The organism is Exiguobacterium sp. KKBO11, from assembly GCF_001644945.1.
Taxonomy (GTDB): Bacteria; Bacillota; Bacilli; order Exiguobacteriales; family Exiguobacteriaceae; genus Exiguobacterium_A; species Exiguobacterium_A abrahamii.
Window position 1 is genome coordinate 175,969 of sequence record NZ_LUCU01000055.1, and the last position, 17,032, is coordinate 193,000.

The 17,032-nt window shown below is 48.3% G+C and carries 14 protein-coding genes and 1 riboswitch; of the genes, 2 read left to right on the forward strand and 12 right to left on the reverse strand.

The features are described 5' to 3' along the window. Window positions 1–17: 17 nt before the first annotated feature. The 6 genes from AYO36_RS14955 to AYO36_RS14980 all read right to left on the reverse strand — a co-directional run bounded on the left by AYO36_RS14955 (window position 18) and on the right by AYO36_RS14980 (window position 6,849). Window positions 18–1,010, reverse strand: coding sequence for an aspartate-semialdehyde dehydrogenase (locus AYO36_RS14955; RefSeq protein WP_064300864.1), 993 nt, complete (start codon window positions 1,008–1,010; stop codon window positions 18–20). Window positions 1,011–1,023: 13 nt separating this feature from the next. Continuing rightward, window positions 1,024–2,223 (reverse strand): aspartate kinase, encoded by a 1,200-nt coding sequence (locus tag AYO36_RS14960; protein WP_047395005.1) that lies wholly within the window; start codon window positions 2,221–2,223, stop codon window positions 1,024–1,026. Between the two features lie 113 nt (window positions 2,224–2,336). Continuing rightward, a riboswitch (Lysine riboswitch) is annotated at window positions 2,337–2,514 on the reverse strand. Between the two features lie 70 nt (window positions 2,515–2,584). Continuing rightward, on the reverse strand, window positions 2,585–3,955 hold the full coding sequence (gene argH / locus AYO36_RS14965; protein ID WP_064300865.1) for an argininosuccinate lyase: 1,371 nt from the start codon (window positions 3,953–3,955) through the stop codon (window positions 2,585–2,587). Then, entirely contained in the window at window positions 3,952–5,157 is a 1,206-nt protein-coding gene (locus AYO36_RS14970; RefSeq protein ID WP_050678063.1) for an argininosuccinate synthase, read from the reverse strand. The genes argH and AYO36_RS14970 overlap by 4 nt, the downstream gene beginning before the upstream one ends. A 118-nt stretch (window positions 5,158–5,275) precedes the next feature. Continuing rightward, on the reverse strand, window positions 5,276–5,704 hold the full coding sequence (locus AYO36_RS14975; protein WP_023467111.1) for a GNAT family N-acetyltransferase: 429 nt from the start codon (window positions 5,702–5,704) through the stop codon (window positions 5,276–5,278). Beyond that, complete coding sequence (locus AYO36_RS14980) at window positions 5,701–6,849, reverse strand: alanyl-tRNA editing protein (protein ID WP_064300866.1); 1,149 nt, start codon at window positions 6,847–6,849, stop codon at window positions 5,701–5,703. The genes AYO36_RS14975 and AYO36_RS14980 overlap by 4 nt, the downstream gene beginning before the upstream one ends. A 128-nt stretch (window positions 6,850–6,977) precedes the next feature. On the opposite strand from AYO36_RS14980, the gene phnF reads away from it, so the two are divergent. Further along, on the forward strand, window positions 6,978–7,712 hold the full coding sequence (gene phnF, locus AYO36_RS14985; protein ID WP_029340766.1) for a phosphonate metabolism transcriptional regulator PhnF: 735 nt from the start codon (window positions 6,978–6,980) through the stop codon (window positions 7,710–7,712). A 56-nt stretch (window positions 7,713–7,768) separates the two neighbouring features. Here phnF and AYO36_RS14990 read toward each other — a convergent pair whose 3' ends face one another. The 5 genes from AYO36_RS14990 to AYO36_RS15010 all read right to left on the reverse strand — a co-directional run bounded on the left by AYO36_RS14990 (window position 7,769) and on the right by AYO36_RS15010 (window position 15,189). Further along, the gene (locus tag AYO36_RS14990) at window positions 7,769–8,881 is read right to left on the reverse strand and encodes an LCP family protein (protein ID WP_231681811.1); all 1,113 of its coding nucleotides are present in this window, start codon (window positions 8,879–8,881) and stop codon (window positions 7,769–7,771) included. Window positions 8,882–9,179: 298 nt separating this feature from the next. Next, window positions 9,180–9,941 (reverse strand): glucosamine-6-phosphate deaminase, encoded by a 762-nt coding sequence (gene nagB / locus AYO36_RS14995; RefSeq protein WP_050679000.1) that lies wholly within the window; start codon window positions 9,939–9,941, stop codon window positions 9,180–9,182. Beyond that, window positions 9,938–11,095, reverse strand: coding sequence for an N-acetylglucosamine-6-phosphate deacetylase (gene nagA, locus AYO36_RS15000; protein ID WP_064300867.1), 1,158 nt, complete (start codon window positions 11,093–11,095; stop codon window positions 9,938–9,940). Before nagA ends, nagB begins: the two co-directional genes overlap by 4 nt. Before the next feature lie 183 nt (window positions 11,096–11,278). Further along, window positions 11,279–13,837, reverse strand: a complete 2,559-nt coding sequence (mprF, locus tag AYO36_RS15005; RefSeq protein WP_064300868.1) for a bifunctional lysylphosphatidylglycerol flippase/synthetase MprF — start codon at window positions 13,835–13,837, stop codon at window positions 11,279–11,281. Next, on the reverse strand, window positions 13,834–15,189 hold the full coding sequence (locus AYO36_RS15010) for an MATE family efflux transporter (protein ID WP_058265717.1): 1,356 nt from the start codon (window positions 15,187–15,189) through the stop codon (window positions 13,834–13,836). Before AYO36_RS15010 ends, mprF begins: the two co-directional genes overlap by 4 nt. Window positions 15,190–15,281: 92 nt before the next feature. Here AYO36_RS15010 and AYO36_RS15015 point away from each other — a divergent pair, with 92 nt between their 5' ends. Further along, window positions 15,282–16,070, forward strand: coding sequence for a CHAD domain-containing protein (locus AYO36_RS15015; protein ID WP_064300869.1), 789 nt, complete (start codon window positions 15,282–15,284; stop codon window positions 16,068–16,070). On the opposite strand, the gene glsA is transcribed toward AYO36_RS15015, so the two are convergent. Then, window positions 16,061–16,993, reverse strand: a complete 933-nt coding sequence (glsA, locus tag AYO36_RS15020) for a glutaminase A (RefSeq protein WP_023467099.1) — start codon at window positions 16,991–16,993, stop codon at window positions 16,061–16,063. The two genes, AYO36_RS15015 and glsA, sit on opposite strands and share 10 nt — an antisense overlap. Window positions 16,994–17,032: the final 39 nt, after the last annotated feature.

The following is a 17,032-nucleotide window of genomic DNA, read 5'->3' on the forward strand; positions in this document are numbered from 1 at the left end:
GAAGAACTCCTCCTTTTTTATGAATGAATCGACTGTTCGATTGCTTGGCGTGCGACTTGTACGGCATTCGAGGCGGCACCTTTTCGAATGTTGTCGGCTACACACCAGAGATGGAACGTGTTCGCGAGACTATCATCTTGTCGAATCCGACCGACGTAGACGTCGTCCGTACCACTTGCATCGAGTGGCATCGGATAACGCGTATTCGCGACATCATCGATGAGGACGACGCCCGGTGCGCCTTCAAGTGCTTCACGGATCGCTGCAACCGTCGTCGGCTGCGTAAACGTGACGTTGATCGCAACCGAGTGAGAATTCGTGACTGGAACACGCACACATGTCGCACTGACTGGTAGTGCTGGAAGATTGAAGATTTTCCGTGTTTCGTCAATCATCTTCTGCTCTTCTTTCGTATAGCCGTTCTCAAGGAACACATCGATATGTGGCAAGATGTTATCGTGAATCGGATGCGGATAATTGACGGGCTCTTCTCCGCGTGCTCCACGTGCCAGATCCTCGATTCCTTTTTGACCAGAACCGGATACGGCCTGATACGTCGTATAGTTGACACGCTCGAATCCCAGTGACTGGAGCGGTGCTAAGGCTACGACGGATTGAATCGTCGAACAGTTCGGATTTGCGATCAAGCGGTCCGTCGCTTGAATCGCTTGTGGATTGACTTCTGGCACGACAAGCGGAATCGTCTCCTGCATCCGGAAAGCACTTGAATTATCAACGACGAGTGTTCCGTTTTCAGCTAGTAACGGGGCATATTGTTCACTGATCGTTCCGCCCGCCGCGAACAACGCGACATCAATCCCGTCTTCCGTGATATTTGGTGTCAGCGCTTGGATCGTGATGGCTTCTCCCTTGAACTGTACCGTGTTCCCTGCTGAACGAGCAGAAGCGTAAGCGGACAGGCGGCTGACCGGGAAGTCCAGTTCGGCTAGTACTTGTAACATTTTTTGACCGACGGCGCCGGTTGCTCCAATGACTGCTACATGATACATCCTGTTTTCCTCCTTATAACTCGAACGCGTTTGCAATCGCTGCAACCGTCCGTTCAATATCTGCTTGTGCAATCGTGTATGAGATGCTGATTTCTGAAGTCGTAACTTGATAGAACGGAATGTTCTCTGCTCGGAAGATTGCGAACAATTTCGAAGCGACACCTGTTGCATCCCGCATCCCGATTCCGACGACAGATAATTTCGCGTGTTGATTATGGCGATCGACCTTGACTGTCGTGAAGCGATCCATGATGTCTTTCAATGCTTCATCGAGGAACTCTTCCTCATCGAGTGGACATGAGAACGATAAGAAAATGTCACTGTCGAACGTCGTTTGACTGATCATGTCGATGTTGACGTGGCGATTGGATAACAGTTCGAAGATATCGGCTACTGCTGCATTCGTTTGCGGTACGTGTTTGATTGATACCGTCAAGACGTTCTTCGTCACACTGACACTCGTCACCGCTTTTTGTTCCATTGTTTCCGTCGCTTCCATGATCCATGTTCCCCTTTTCGATTCAAGTGTTTTCCCGACGAAGATGTGTACGCCGTATTTTTTTCCTAGTTCGACACTTCGCATTTCCATGACCTTCGACCCGAGGGCGCTCATCTCCATCATCTCATCATACGAGATATGTGGAATCGGTTGAGCGGCGGCATGGATTCGCGGATCAGCTGTATAGACACCGTCGACATCGGTATAAATTTCGCACCGTTTATCAAGGACTGCCGCAAGGGCAACTGCCGTTGTATCCGACCCACCCCGTCCAAGCGTCGTGACATCACCGAGTTCGTTGACACCTTGGAATCCGGCGACGATGACGACATCGTACGTTTCGAGTTTTTGTCGTAACAGATCTCCATCGATCTGTTTGATCTTACTTTTCGTATGCACGCCCATCGTGCTGATTCCTGCTTGAGCGCCTGTTTGCGATAACGCTTTGACACCGAGCGAGTTGAGGGCGATGCTGAGTAATGAAATCGTCTGTTCTTCTCCGATGGCAAGCAGTCGATCGAGTTCTCTTCGCTCGGGGCGATCCGTGATGGCTTGCGCCTGAGCGATCAAAGAATCTGTCATCTTGCCCATCGCCGAAACGACGACGACGAGTTTTTCACCTTCGGCTGCGCGACTCTTCAAATAATTCGCAATAGACTGAATCTGTTCGACAGTCGCAACCGAGCTTCCACCAAATTTAAGTACAGTTGTCACAATCCTATCTCCTTTGTCCCGATACAGAAAAAAAACGACGGGCCGGTAGGAGCGTTCCTACGGCCCGTCGTTATCACGATCGGACAAACGAAGACAAAGTCATTCGTTCTTTTACGTAAGATAGCGCTCCGAAACATCGGTTTCGGCAGTACAACGGATCTTAACCGTTGTACCAGCAAACAAGAAGAAGCATCTTCTCGTTCACTTCGGCGGACTTCCCCTTTCACATCATTCGGCATGCTTGCCTTCAAGAATGATGCTACTCATGTCATCCGCGCCTCTATCTGTCGGTTGTTAGTTACAGTTATAGCAGACATCTTTTGTTAAATCCAGTCATTTGACTGTTTTTTTTCAAAATTCGTCAATTCGCAAGATGCTGTTTCGCGAGTTCGAGTTGCTCCGACACGGCAGCAAACCCTGTCCCGCCGTAGCTAGTCCGGCGTGCTACTGCTTGAACCGGATCGAGGAGCGGATAGACGTCTTCTGTGATATCAGGATGGAACGTTTGATACGTCTCGAGGTTCAAATCCTTCAGGAAACAACCGTTCTGCACACAGTAAAGGACGGCTTTGCCGACGATTTCATGCGCTTCCCGGAACGGTATGCCTTTCGTTACAAGGTAGTCAGCGAGTTCCGTTGCATTCGAGAAGTCTTGCATTGTCGCCTTCTTGAGCGCTTCGGTCTTAAACGTCGCAGATTCAATCATTCCGGTGAAGATTTGAACGGATTGGAGAACGGTATCTGCTGTATCAAAGACCCCTTCCTTATCCTCTTGCATGTCTTTGTTGTAAGCGAGTGGTAATGCCTTCATCGTCGTCAAGAAGCCCATCAGATTGCCGTAGACGCGCCCCGTTTTCCCACGAATCAATTCAGCGAAATCAGGATTTTTCTTCTGTGGCATCATGCTCGACCCTGTCGAGAAAGCATCAGACAACTCGATGAAGCCAAATTCTTGCGATGCCCAGATGATGATTTCTTCACAAAAACGCGAGAGATGCATCATGACGGTCGAGGCGATCCCGAGGTATTCGATGACGAAATCGCGGTCGGAGACAGCGTCGAGACTGTTCGGATAGATTGACTCAAAACCGAGCAACTCGGCAGAACGGAAACGATCGATTGGGAATGTCGTCCCCGCGAGCGCGCCTGCCCCGAGCGGAGATTTTCGGATCCGCTTTTGATTATCCGTCAACCGTTCGACATCACGTTCGAACATCCAGAAATAAGCGAGCAAGTGATGCGCAAGCGAGATCGGTTGTGCCCGTTGCAAATGCGTATAACCTGGCATGACCGTCTCGATATGTTGTTCAGCTTGTTCCGTGATAACCGATTGGAGCTCGCGTAATGCCGTCGTCAACGCTTCAACATGTTGTTCCATCCATAGATGTAAATCCGTTGCGACCTGGTCATTTCGGCTCCGTGCCGTATGCAGTTTTCCTGCAACCGGACCAATCTGTTCCGTCAATAGACGCTCGAGATTCATGTGAATGTCTTCATCTGCTAGCGTATACACATGATCCGCTAACGTCGTTTCCAGTTGCTTCAGTCCTTGCTCGATTTGTGTCCACTCGTCTTGAGCGAGGATCCCTTGTTCAAATAGCATCTGCGCGTGTGCGAGACTGCCTTTTAAATCGGCGCTCGTTAATTTTTGATCGAACGTGATCGATGCTCCGAAGGCTTCCGCTTGAGCGGAAGCACTTTCCGTAAAACGTCCACCCCAGAGTTTGGTCATTTCGTTACACCCGCCTGACGATGTACGCTCGCATGAGTCGAAACGGCAAGTCCGTGTAATTTGATGAAGCCTTTTGCTGCTTCATGATCGAACGCGTCTTCTTTCGTATACGTCGCAAGTTTCTCATCGTAGAGTGAGACAGCGGACTGACGACCTGTCACGGTTGCGTTTCCTTTGAACAGTTTAACGCGAACTTCTCCTGTGACGTCCTGTTGTGTCGCCGTCAGGAATGCTTTCAAGCCTTTCGTCAATGGTGCATGGAAGAGACCGTTATAGATCGTTTCTGCGTATTGTTTGCTGAGAAGTGGTTTGAAATGTGCGACGTCCTTCGTCAATGTAATCGTCTCGAGTGCAGCGTGCGCTTTGAGTAACACTGTTGCGCCTGGACACTCATAGACTTCCCGCGATTTGATACCGACGAGACGGTTCTCGACGTGGTCGATCCGTCCGACCCCATGTGCACCAGCGATGATGTTCAGTTCCGTGATCAGTTTCGCCAGTGGATACGTCGTTCCGTTGATCGAGACCGGAACACCTGCTTCAAAGCCAATGATGACTTCTTCTGCCTGATCCGGTGCGTCTTCTGGCGCTACTGTTAACGCGTAAGCGTCTTGCGGTGGCTCTGTCCAAGGGTTTTCTAGGACGCCACACTCGTTACTCCGTCCCCAGAGGTTCATGTCGATTGAGTATGGGCTGTCGAGGTTGATCGGGATCGGCACGTTGTTTTCTTTCGCATAGGCGATCTCTTCTTCCCGTGACCATTTCCATTCCCGAACCGGTGCGATGACTTCGAGTGATGGATCAAGTGCTGCGACCGAAACTTCGAACCGGACTTGGTCGTTCCCTTTTCCGGTACATCCGTGAGCGACCGCCGTTGCACCATGTTGATGCGCGACTTCGACGAGCTTTTCTGCGATCAACGGACGCGAAAGCGCTGAAATCAACGGATAGGCATTTTCGTAATGCGCGCCATATTGAAGTGCCGGCAAGACGAAGTCTTGTGCGAATTCTTCTTTTACATCGAGGACGATCGATTCGATTGCACCGACGAGGAGTGCTTTTTCTTTAATGACGGATAAATCTTTTCCTTCTCCGACATCCATGCATAAGGCAATGACGTCATAGTCCTTGCTCAACCATTTGATGGCTACCGATGTATCAAGTCCCCCAGAGTACGCTAAGATCAATTTTTGTTTCGACATGTATAATTCCCTCCTGGTTTTAAATTCATCTGTCTGTATAAAAATTCATTATGAATTATATATATACATAGAAAACAAAAAAAAGAAACCCTTTTTGCAGGATTTCTTTCAAAATGACTTACATTTTTTTCTCCATCGTTCGGTGCGGGATGCCCGCATCATCGAATTCATCGGAGACGATCGTATACCCGAGTCCTTGATAAAACGGGATTGCTTGAACTTGTGCGCCGAGTGTTAGCAATTGCTTCCCTTCGCGACGTGCGACTCGTTCCATCGCCTGCATCAACTCGCCACCGTATCCTTTTCCTCGCGCTGTCGCTAGCGTCGCGACACGCTCTACCTTCATCCGTTGGTCGTCATATGGACGGGTACGACCCGTTGCGACCGGTCGACTCTGCTCATCGAGGACAAGCAGATGAATCGCTGTCTCATCGTGTGTATCGTATTCAAGATGGCGTGGTACGCCTTGTTCCTCGACGAAGACACGCTCCCGGATCATCCGGACGGCTTGATGTTGTTCTGCTGTACGTACTTGAATGACTGTCATGACTGATATTCCTCCCGTAATCGATCGACATATGCCATCGCATCATCCCGATTCGTAAATTGTGCCTGTGCCTGAACCGCACTTCCTCCGCCTCGCCCATTGAATGCTTGAACATGTGCTTTAGCGAACTTCCCGAGATGGGGTTCACCTGGACTACTCATCAGTAGCTTGTTCGTCGTCGCATTCCAGACGACGCCGACGCGTCCCGCTTCTTGAATCGCTTTAGCAAGTTGCTCGGATATTTTGATTTCTTCATCCAGATGTTCAAACACAAGAATGCCTTCTTGTTGTTCTAAAGCGTGAGCGAGTGTGAACGTTGCAAGTTGTTCCTGGGCGTGTTCGACCTGTTTCGTTAAGCGTTTCTGCTCTTCTTGTAACGCTTGGACGGCTTCTAGCATTTGAACTGGTTTGACCGACAAGGCTTGCGCCGCTTCCCGTAAGGCTCGTCGTTCTGCCTGAACGAGTTGGTATGCCCGTTCTTTTGCGACATAGGACAGACGAATATTTCCACGAACCCGCTCGACTCCGGTAAAGAGAATCGACTCGAGCTGTGCCGTTGAATCAAGATGCGTCCCACCACAGGCACTATAATCGAGTGTGCCGATTTGAACGACACGAATTCGTCCTTCAACTTGTGGTGTTTTTCGTAATGGTAAGCGTAGCGCTTCCGCCTCGTCATACTCTGTCGCCGTGATCGGTAATCCTTGTTCAATCACATGTCGTAATCGTCGATCCAGTTGTTCTTGTTGCATAGTTGTCCATTCAGGTGTCTCGATATCAAGCGTCGAGACCTCACTTCCCGTCCGAAAACTGAGTGTCTTGATATTTGATTCATCTTGTAGGATTGCAGAGATGACATGTTGTGCCGTATGCTGCGCCGCATGATCGATCCGGACTGCGTCATCTACGATACCGGTGACGTCACCTGTGAGCGGCGTCGCCAGTTGGTGCCAGACGACACTGTCTTCGATTTGAACGTCAAGGACCGGTTGGTCGTTCAATGTTCCACGATCCGCCGGCTGTCCACCGCTCTCCGGATAGAAGTAACTTTTCTCTAAAGCAACCCAATAACCATCTACTTGTTTTGTTGCACGAATGGATGTCTGAAAGGTTCGGACATCGGATTCTATTTGTTCGGGGCGCATGCCTCGACCACCTTTCTCTGTCAGTTTCACTCTGTATTATGCCATATTTCATCCAGAATCGTTTGTCGGCTTGCCTTTTTCCTAGTACACTAGACGAAAGACTACCGATCGCGAAGGGACGAAATGCCGTGATTCAGCATATCAATAAAAATTCACCACTCCCCATCTACTATCAAATCGAAGCTGCCTTAAAACAACAAATCGAAAGCGGTGTTCTTCAACCTGGCGATCTGATCCCGTCCGAGCGCGAATTTGCCGAAGCGCACCAAATCAGCCGAATGACGGTCCGACAAGCCATTTCAAACTTGGTCAACGCCGGTTACTTGATTCGTCAAAAAGGACGTGGAACATTCGTCGCGAATAAAAAAATCGTCATGCAACTGTCTGGATTGACGAGTTTCTCGGAAGAGATGGAACATCTTGGACTAGAACCGACGAGTGCGCTTCTCTCCTATCAAATCATCGACGCGTCGATGACGATCGCCAATAAGCTCCGGATTCGCGAAGGGGCATCCGTGTATGAACTGAAACGTTTACGAATTGCTGATGAGCAAGCGCTTGCCCTTGAGACCGTATATATCCCGGAACAGCTCTTACCTGGACTCGATCAAGACGTCGCGACCGCATCGCTCTATGCATTTGCAGAGGCGAGCGGATTAAATCTTGGACGTGCGAGTCAAACGTTCGAATCACGTCTGGCAACGAAGGAAGAGGCGGGCCATCTTGGTCTATCGACCGCTTCGCCTGTCTTATCTGTCGAGCAACTGACGTACCTGACAACAGAGCAACCGTTTGAATACGTCATCTCCGCTTACCGCGGCGACCGCTATACCTTCACCGTTGAAATGGAACGCCAACGCTAAAAATCCCCTTGTATCGTCGTACAGTGACGATGATACAAGGGGATTTTTAGTGTGTCTTACTGTGCAGGGACGGCTTCCGTCTCTGTCACTGGTTCTTCTGTCGTACTTTGTGCCGGGTCTGTCTCTTCCTTGATCGGTTCGACTTCTTGACCTTGCATCGCTTTTGCTAAATTACTTTTCACTTGCTCCAATTGATTCGGATCGAGATGATATTCCCATTTCCCGCTAATACCGATGTAGCCTTCTCCAGCGAGTTGGTACTCCGTCGTATTACGTAACGCTGCTGTGAAATCTGCTAAGCGTGTATAATCGTTCGGACCTAAGTTCGTTTCGACGTTATCACCGACAGCATCCAAAATATCACGGTATGCACTGAGGGAACGGAAACTTGCCGCTTCTTTGGCGACCGCTTGAATGACTTGCATCTGTTTTTGACCGCGTCCGATATCACCGAGCGGATCATCATGACGGTTCCGGACGTAAGCAAGTGCTTGCTCTCCTGTTAAATGTTGCATCCCTTTATCAACAGTGACAGTACCGGCTTTACGTTTTGAATCTTGCTCTTTGAACGCATATCGTACATCGATGTCTACGCCGTCCAATGCATCGATCAATTGAACGAATCCTTGGAAGTTAACTTTAACGACGTGATCGATTTGAATACCGAGCAGGTTTTCTGTCGTTTCACGCGCTAATTTAATCCCATTATAGGAATTCGATTTATCCATCGAACCGAAGTAATGGGCATGGGTGATTTTATCTTGCTCAACACCTGTCTTACCATAAGGCACATCGTATTTCGAATAATCGATGTTCACGAGTGAATCACGCGGAATACTCGTCAACACTAATTGTTCCGTTTTTTTATTTAAGATCCCGACGATCATGACATCTGATCGCGCCGGTTCATTTCGTTCTTTACTTTTTTTCGTTTCATCCGTTCCAAGAATCAAGAACGATTCAGACGGAACATCATCATATTTAGAGCTCACCTTCGAGCCGGGAATGTTAATCTGCGTCTTTGCCAATGTTTCTTGCGTTTTAATAAAAACAGCTCCAGCATATCCAGAACCGATGATTGTGACAAGCAGGACGAGTGCAGCGATGACTTTCATGAACATCTTGCCAGCACTTGGCTGTCTCTTTCGTGCGGATCGCGTTTCCATCATGTAAACCCTCATTTTCATGTAAATTTTCCGTAAAGTTCGCTAATCTCCATTATCCGTACATTTAATGAAATGTCAATTTACGTTTCGATTAAAGAAATCGTATGGAATCGTTGCACTGAAAAAATCATGGACCCTTAGTGCGCTGTATCATGAGATTGAATGATCTTGGTATATGTCCTGTTGATGCCTTTCTATCAAAATAAAAAATCGCTTGAGACTAGGCTCAACAGAATCAAAAAAGGAATAGAGTCAATCCAATGATTGTCTCTATCCCTTTTGATTCATCGCTCTTCCATCGTCATACTTTCATGAAATTCAGATAAGCCGCTCGTCCTGTACGTTTAGCGTCATCTGACAATAAAGATGCAGCTTCTTCGTCCAAGATCACCATGACATCAGCATGACGCTTGAGTACAGTCGCTGGACAATCCGTTGTTGCGACACCTTCCATCATGTCGCGAACCGCTTCTGCCTTTCGTTCACTAGAAGCAACGAGAAGGATTTTCTTCGCTTCCATGATCGTACCGATTCCCATCGTGATCGCCTTCGTCGGTACTTCTTCTAATCGATCAAAGAATCGTTGGTTCGCTTCTCGTGTCGACTCTGTCAATTCCGTTACGTGTGTCTTAGCATCGAACGGTGTACCTGGTTCATTGAAGGCGATGTGTCCATTCGCTCCGATTCCAAGTAATTGAATGTCGATTCCTCGATTGCGGACGAGCGCTTCATATCGTTCACTTTCGCGCACGGGATCTTCTGTGTCCCCGATTGGAACGAATGATTCCTTAAACGCGACATCTTTGAATAGATGCTCTTGCATGAACGTATGATAACTTTGTGGATGCTCTGGGCTGAGACCGACATATTCGTCTAGATTAACCGTCGTCACATGTCGACAATCGAGCGAATCCTTCCGCCATTCTTCATAAACGCCGACCGGTGAACTTCCCGTTGCCAGTCCTACCGTCAAACCTTCCGGGTGACGCTCAATTTCCTGTTTCAAAAATTGATAGGCCACCTGTGCTAATTCTTCTCCTTTTTCTACGATCATCCATTTCATGAGGTAGACTCCTTTCCGTTCGTGATCCGGTGTCGCGTACCACGATGAATCGTTTCTTGAATGTGTAGCGCTTCGTCGAGCAGGACAATGTCCGCATCCTTGCCGACCGAGAGGCTTCCCTTTTGAGTCAATTGAAGTTCTTTTGCCGCATTGACCGATGTCATGCGGACTGCTTCTTCAAGCGAACATCCTGTATAGGCGATGATGTTTCGTAATGCAGCGTCCATCGTTAAGACACTTCCAGCTAAACTACCGTTTTCAAGACGTGCCGCACCGTCTCGAACGAATACAGCCTGACCACCTAACTCATATTCACCATCAGCTAATCCTTTTGCACGCATCGCATCCGTGATGACGATCAGTCGATCTGCGCCTTTCATTCGGTAGGCGAAGTCGACCATTTCTGGCGCACTGTGAATCCCATCCGGAATGATCTCCGCATAGACGTCTGGTGTCAGGAGGCAATATCCGACCGTGCCTGGTTCCCGGTGATGAAGTGCCCGCATTTGATTGTAGAGGTGGGTACCATGCGTGACGTGACCGGCTTGGTTTTGGGCATACGTCGCATCTGTATGTCCGGCTGACGGAATCGCACCCGTCAAGCGCACCGCTTCTTCGAACGCCCGTGCTCCCGGGCGTTCCGGAGCGTATGTGACGAGCTTGATCGTGTTCCCTGCTGCTTTTTGCCATTTCAAGAACTGCTCGACATCCGGTTCGACGATATGTTCGTGAGGCTGTGCACCCGCATAATCCGGATTGATGAATGGTCCTTCAAGATGAACGCCGACGATCGTCGTATCGTCTTGCGCTACGACTTCTCGGACCGTCTCAAGCGCGCGTGTGATATTTCCCCAGTCCTGAGTAATCGTCGTCGCTAAAAATGATGTCACACCTTCTTGTAACATCTGTCGGCTGAAATGACGCAACCTCTCGACATCTCCATCCATGACATCGACATCATATCCCCCATGAATATGCACATCGATCATTCCCGGAATGAGTGATTGATGCTGCGCATCGATCGTCTCTTCTCCTGCGATTTCCTCGAATTTCGACATGGGTCCCATCGCCTCGATTGTTCGGTCAAAACGAATGAAGCCGTCTTCAATCGTCTGCTCCCCCGTGTAAATCCGAGCATTGATGATCACTGTCATCTGGCATCTTCCTTTCTCTATCCGTTCCATGACTTGCTTCCGTATCTAGTATAACGCGATTAATTCTAGTTGTATAGACCTTTGTACATTTAAACGAAATTATAAAAGGACGATCCCGCATATCCGTAGATATAGGGTCGCCCTTTGTATACCCGTCGATTGCCGACTTCATGCGTCAGTCGATCATGGTAATAAAATCCGGTCTTTCTTTCGAGAAATCAGACGCGTTGCTTTTAAGATTGCCATCGGTAACGATTGACGCTTTCGGTAAGCAAGATATCGTCCTTCCCATTTTGGATCGTACTTTTCTTTGTATCGTCGTAGACCGGTGAAACTATACATGTAGCGAATATTATTGAAGACATCCGCTGCCACACGTTCTTGCCAGAAGGACGTCTCGTCCTCTCCGACGGACGAAAGCGGAGCCATTCCCATGTTGAACGTGTGGTAGCCTTCATCTTTCGCATACTCGAATAGTCGGATGAACATCGCATCCATGATTCCATTCGGTCCATCTGGTCGAAAACGCATCAAGTCAATCGATAGGACCCCTTCTTGGTAAGCAGGCATGAATGTCATGAACCCGATCAATCGTCCTTCCGCTTCACGCATGATGCCGATCGGTGCCCGGTTTAAATAAGGTTCGTGGAAGTAACCGAGCGAAAAGCCTTTCTCGGACTTACCGCCTAACCATTCGTCGGAGACCTCTTGTAGTTCTGCTAATAGAGTTCCTGAAATAGGTGGCTCGACTACTTCGAACGTCATGCCCTCTCGTTCAAAGCGATTTTTAATCGATCGAAGTCCAGCTCGTTTTTTTCCTGAAACAGTGAAAGATGGAATATCAACGATCGCTTCTTCACCAAGTTTGAAGAAGTTGAAGCCAAAATCATGATAGAGAGACATATTTTGCGCTTGAATTTGATAGATGTTCGGAATATATCCAAGATCTTCGACGCGACGCAAGAAAGACGCGATGACTTGTGAATGTTCCTTCGGATCTCCACTGGGGTCGCCAAGGACCATGATCCGATTGCCGGTCTGACTGAACTGGATGAATGAACGTCCTGTTTCGGAGAAGAAGAAACGTTTATCACCTAGAAACGCGAGATGGCTTAAATAATTCCCACCCTGCTCACGCAACACCGACTCGATCTTTTCAGCATCGAATCGCTCACCGAGAACCGGTTGATTAAACGTGTTAAATAAACGGATGAAGACCAGACCGTAAACGAGTGCAAAGATGGACGCACTCGCTGCGAACATAAAGATTTCATGTGCCGGATACACTTTTGTTCCGTCTGCTGATCCGAGTGTATAGAAGGCGTATCCAAAAAAGACGAATCCTCCAATGTACAATAGACCAGCGAAGGCAACCCGGATGAACCGTGTCGTCGTAATGAGCGTTCGTTCTCGGTGAAATGCTTTTCGCGACATCAGTAGCAAGACGAGGACGATGATGACGGCAAGGAAGGAAATCAAGTTAAAACCACGAAGTGCCATTCCAATCAAGGCGAAAAAAGATGCCCCGTACATCATATATAACGACCGTTTTGTTCGACGATACAGTGCTGTCGATAAGAGGACGAACAATAAGCCGCCCATCAAGAAGAAACTATTCGCGAGTAACAGCGCTTCATGCGGTAATTTCGATTCCAAATATTCATACTGCGTCGAGACAGGTGGTAAAATCGCCAGTCCCCAGATCGTGATTCCGGCAACGAGTGTGATCAACGCGAGTGTGAAATGACGAATTTTACTGAGGAATCGCAGTTGTAAGCGCCAAATGACGCCCCCGACTTCCATCGATGGACCAACGATCGGTTTGTCTTCGATCATCTTGACGACCGGACCGCTGAACTCCCGAGCTGAGAAAATGACACCGATCAGGAACGGAATCAAGTAGTAGACAAGACGATAGATCAATAATCCTGTCAAGACGATGCCTTCCTCGACACCCGCGCGCTGCATGCCGATCAAAAACACTAAGTCAAACGAACCAAACCCACCCGGTACCATCGAGATCAAACCGGCTGTCGCAGCGATAATGAAAACACCGATGACTTTTGAGAAACTGACATCCGTTCCGAGCGCCGCCAAGATCAGATAGACGACAACGCCAGCACTGAACCATTCTGCGAGTGAGACGAGTGAATATAACGCAATCGATTTCGGATGGATGCTGCTATTGCCTCGTCGAAACGAGAACAGCAAATAAAGTGGAAAGAAGAATGCGACACCAATGATGACGGGCCACAACCATTTTTTTAAATCGAGCACTTCGAACGCTGGAAAAACGTGCAGAAGCGATAAGGCGGATAAGATGGACAATCCACTGATTAACGTCGGTGCCATCCAGCCGATCGCCTTCAACAAACGACCGCCTTCAACGAATGGTCGATAAAGAGCGGAGCGGATCGCCATCCCAGCGAGACCGCCGAATCCGATGATCCCGTTAAAGGAGTTCGCAATCCAGGATGCTCGGAAAATCAGTCCAATCGGTGCTTTCGCCTCCAATGAACGTAATAAGAAGAAATCATAAAAGAACATCGTCGAGACGGCCGCAAGACCTGCGAGAATCAACAGGATGAATTGCCAAGATGGGACTTGACGAATCGCTTGAATCGATTCCTGTAGCGACAAACTCCGCAATTCGTTTTGTCCTTGATAAAAAATGAATCCAATCAAGACGATCGGCAAGATGATCTTCGCAATCGTCATGATGCGTTGTTTTGAGAATTTCAAGCTGCCAGCCTCCTTGATTTACGGATTAAATGCATAAGACGAACAAGTAGTAGCGTTGCTCCGACCGCAAGACCGATGATCAATCCCCACCAGTAACCATCTGGTCCGAGCGTCGTATAGCGTTCGAGATAAAAACCTAATGGTAGTCCAATGACCCAGTAGGCAGCAATCGTCAACAAGAAGGTGACATTGACATCCTTGAATCCACGTAATGCACCTTGCGTCGGTGCAGCAACGGCATCCGACAGTTGAAAGAAAATCGCTAAAATCATGAAGTGTGCGGCTGCTTCGATGACTTGAGGATCACGACTATACAAAGCGGCAAGTTCTTCATTCTTTAAGTACAATAAGATCCCAGAGAACAAGGAGACGGCAACACACATCGTCAATCCAATGACGACGTACTGGACAGCGTCCTTGATTCGTTTGGCACCGACCTCAAAACCGACTGTGATCGTCAAAGCGGACGCAGCAGATAATGGAATCATATAGACAAACGAAGCGAAGTTAATGGCCGCTTGATAGGCACCGATGATGACATCGCCGTACGCTCCGAGCAGCAACGTGACCGCCGAGAAAATACTGACTTCAGAAAAAATCGCAAGACCAATCGGGGCACCGAGTAGAATCAATTCCTTGATTCGCTTCATGTCTGGACGGTAAAAGCGCCGCAGAATCCCAAGGCGTTGAAATAACTCTCCTTTAAAGACGACAGCGATGATCGCTAGACAAAGAATCCAGTACGTGATGGCAGTCGCAACTCCCGCGCCCACTCCACCAAGTTCCGGAAAACCGAAGCTTCCGAAGATGAATAGATAATTGAAAAGGACGTTAATGGGTAAAGAGATTAGTAGTAAGACCATCGTGATATTTGATTTGCCTAATGAATCGACGAGTGTTCGTAACACGAAGAAAACGAACATCGGTACGATTCCGAGTGCTAACATCACGAGGTAATTTCGCGCGACTTCACGCGCCTCTGCTGATAACTCCATCCGTTCGAGAATCGGATTGACAGCAATAAGTCCGATGACGACAGTCAAACCAATGATCACGACAGCAACGTACAACGCCTGCATGACGATTCGTTTGACTTCCCGCTCGCGTTTCGCTCCCATCGCTTGGGAAACGAGCGGTGCGACGGCAAGTAGAATACCGGTCAGTCCTGTGTAGACGGGTGCCCAGAGACTTGCTCCGACACCGACTCCTGCTAAATCAGCAGAACCATATCGACCGGCCATGACCGTATCGAAAAAACTAATTAAGTAAAACGCGACTTGCGTTACGAGGATGGGAAAGAAAATTTTCATGAACTGCTTCATCTTTCCTGAGAACGTAACTGTTTCTAACATGTTTCCACCACATTTCAGGAGGAGTCCTCCTTAATTTTAAAACCTAGCACTCTTGAACTCTTACGAAAATAATCCGAGGAGGGATTCATCTCATGAACCATCGAGATACTGAAAAGCTGACTTTCGAACTGCTTGAGACATGGTCTACCTTCAATCATTATGCCAAAGAGGCTCAAACGTTTGAAAATCCGGAAGATGTCCATCAAGCGCGGATTCGGTTACGGAAACTGATCACATTCGCCCGATTGGTCGATTTAACGGAGGAACCCGTGTATTTGATTTGGAAGCGGCTGATGCATGCTTTCGGCGAAGTCCGTGACCTCGACGTACAATTCGAAGCAACCTCAAACAAAACAGAAATCGATCAGTTGTTCGCGAACCATGTCGCTCTGCAACTTCAAGGGAAACGTTCAACTTTAATCGAGACCATGCATCTCTTGATCTCCAATGAACTGGATCGATCCGTTCGTCGCTTTTTAGCCGGTCCGATGACAAAGCGCCTCAAACGGATGTCAGAAAAAGAGCTGATTCAGGCCGCCGAGAAACGCTATGAAAAAAAACGTGAACAATTTGAAAAAGTGCAACGAAAGGATGGAACGAAGCGTGTCGAACGAATGCATGAATTACGGCTTGCTACAAAAGCATACCGTTATACGGTCGAGTACCTTCGTCCCTACACGCATCAACCGAAGTCTGCTGTCGATCGCCTAAAGACAACCCAGACACGACTCGGACACATCAATGATACGTATCAGCGATTAGAAAGATGGCGCTCTTTCGAGGTTCCATCTGCTTATCAAGAAGAGCGTTTGCGTCAGATTAAGCGTTTAGAGGACGAGCTACGTTCTGCGCTTGATCAGATTGAAATCGCTCATGGATGACGTTGAACGAGTAATTCCAGCATCTTTGTTCCGGCAATGGAGTTCCCTTTGGCATCAAGCGATGGTCCAAAGACACCGATTCCGAGATCAGCCATATCGAAATCACTTCGACCGCAAGCAACGACTGCACCGGAAACACCACTTTTTCCTGGAAGCCCGACTTGGACGGAAAATTCTCCAGATGCATCGTACATGCCACACGTCGTCATGATTGCTCGAATGATTCGTGCGTTCCGACGTGAAATGACTTGGCGTCCTGATGGCGTCTTACCGGATGTACTCAAAATTTTCCCCATCATGGCAAGTCCTTTACAGTTCGTCAAAATCGCACATTGTTTCGTATAGACGTCGATGATTTCTTCGACATTTCCCTCAATCACACCGTGATAGCGCATGAAGTAGAGCAGTGCCCGATTCAAATCTGTCGTTTCGAATTCCGATTCAGCAACATCTGCGTCATATTTTACCATTTCTACTTCAATATCCAACAGTTTTGCGATGAATTGACGCAATTGGAGTAATTTATCGGCAGCATCCGTTCCCGGTAACATGCTCGTCACGGCTAGTGCTCCTGCATTGATCATTGGATTGAGCGGTTTTGTTGGAATCGTCTCTTCAAGTTTCGCGATCGAATTGAATGCATCACCCGTCGGTTCCATCCCGACTTTTGAAAAAACATAATCTTCTCCGAATGTCTCGAGGACGAATGCGAGCGTGATGATCTTCGATACACTCTGTAGTGTAAACATCGTATCCGCATCACCTGCCGAGACGAACGTCCCGTCGGCATTACAGACGGCGATTCCGAGTTGTGTTGGATCAACCTTCGCAAGCTCTGGAATATAACTGGCGACTTGTCCAAGCACTGTATACGGACGGCATTCTTCAATCAACTCCTCGAGTTGTGCTTGTGTAACATTCATGGCGTTCCCTCTTTCTCTTTTTTTCTAGCTTATCACGCA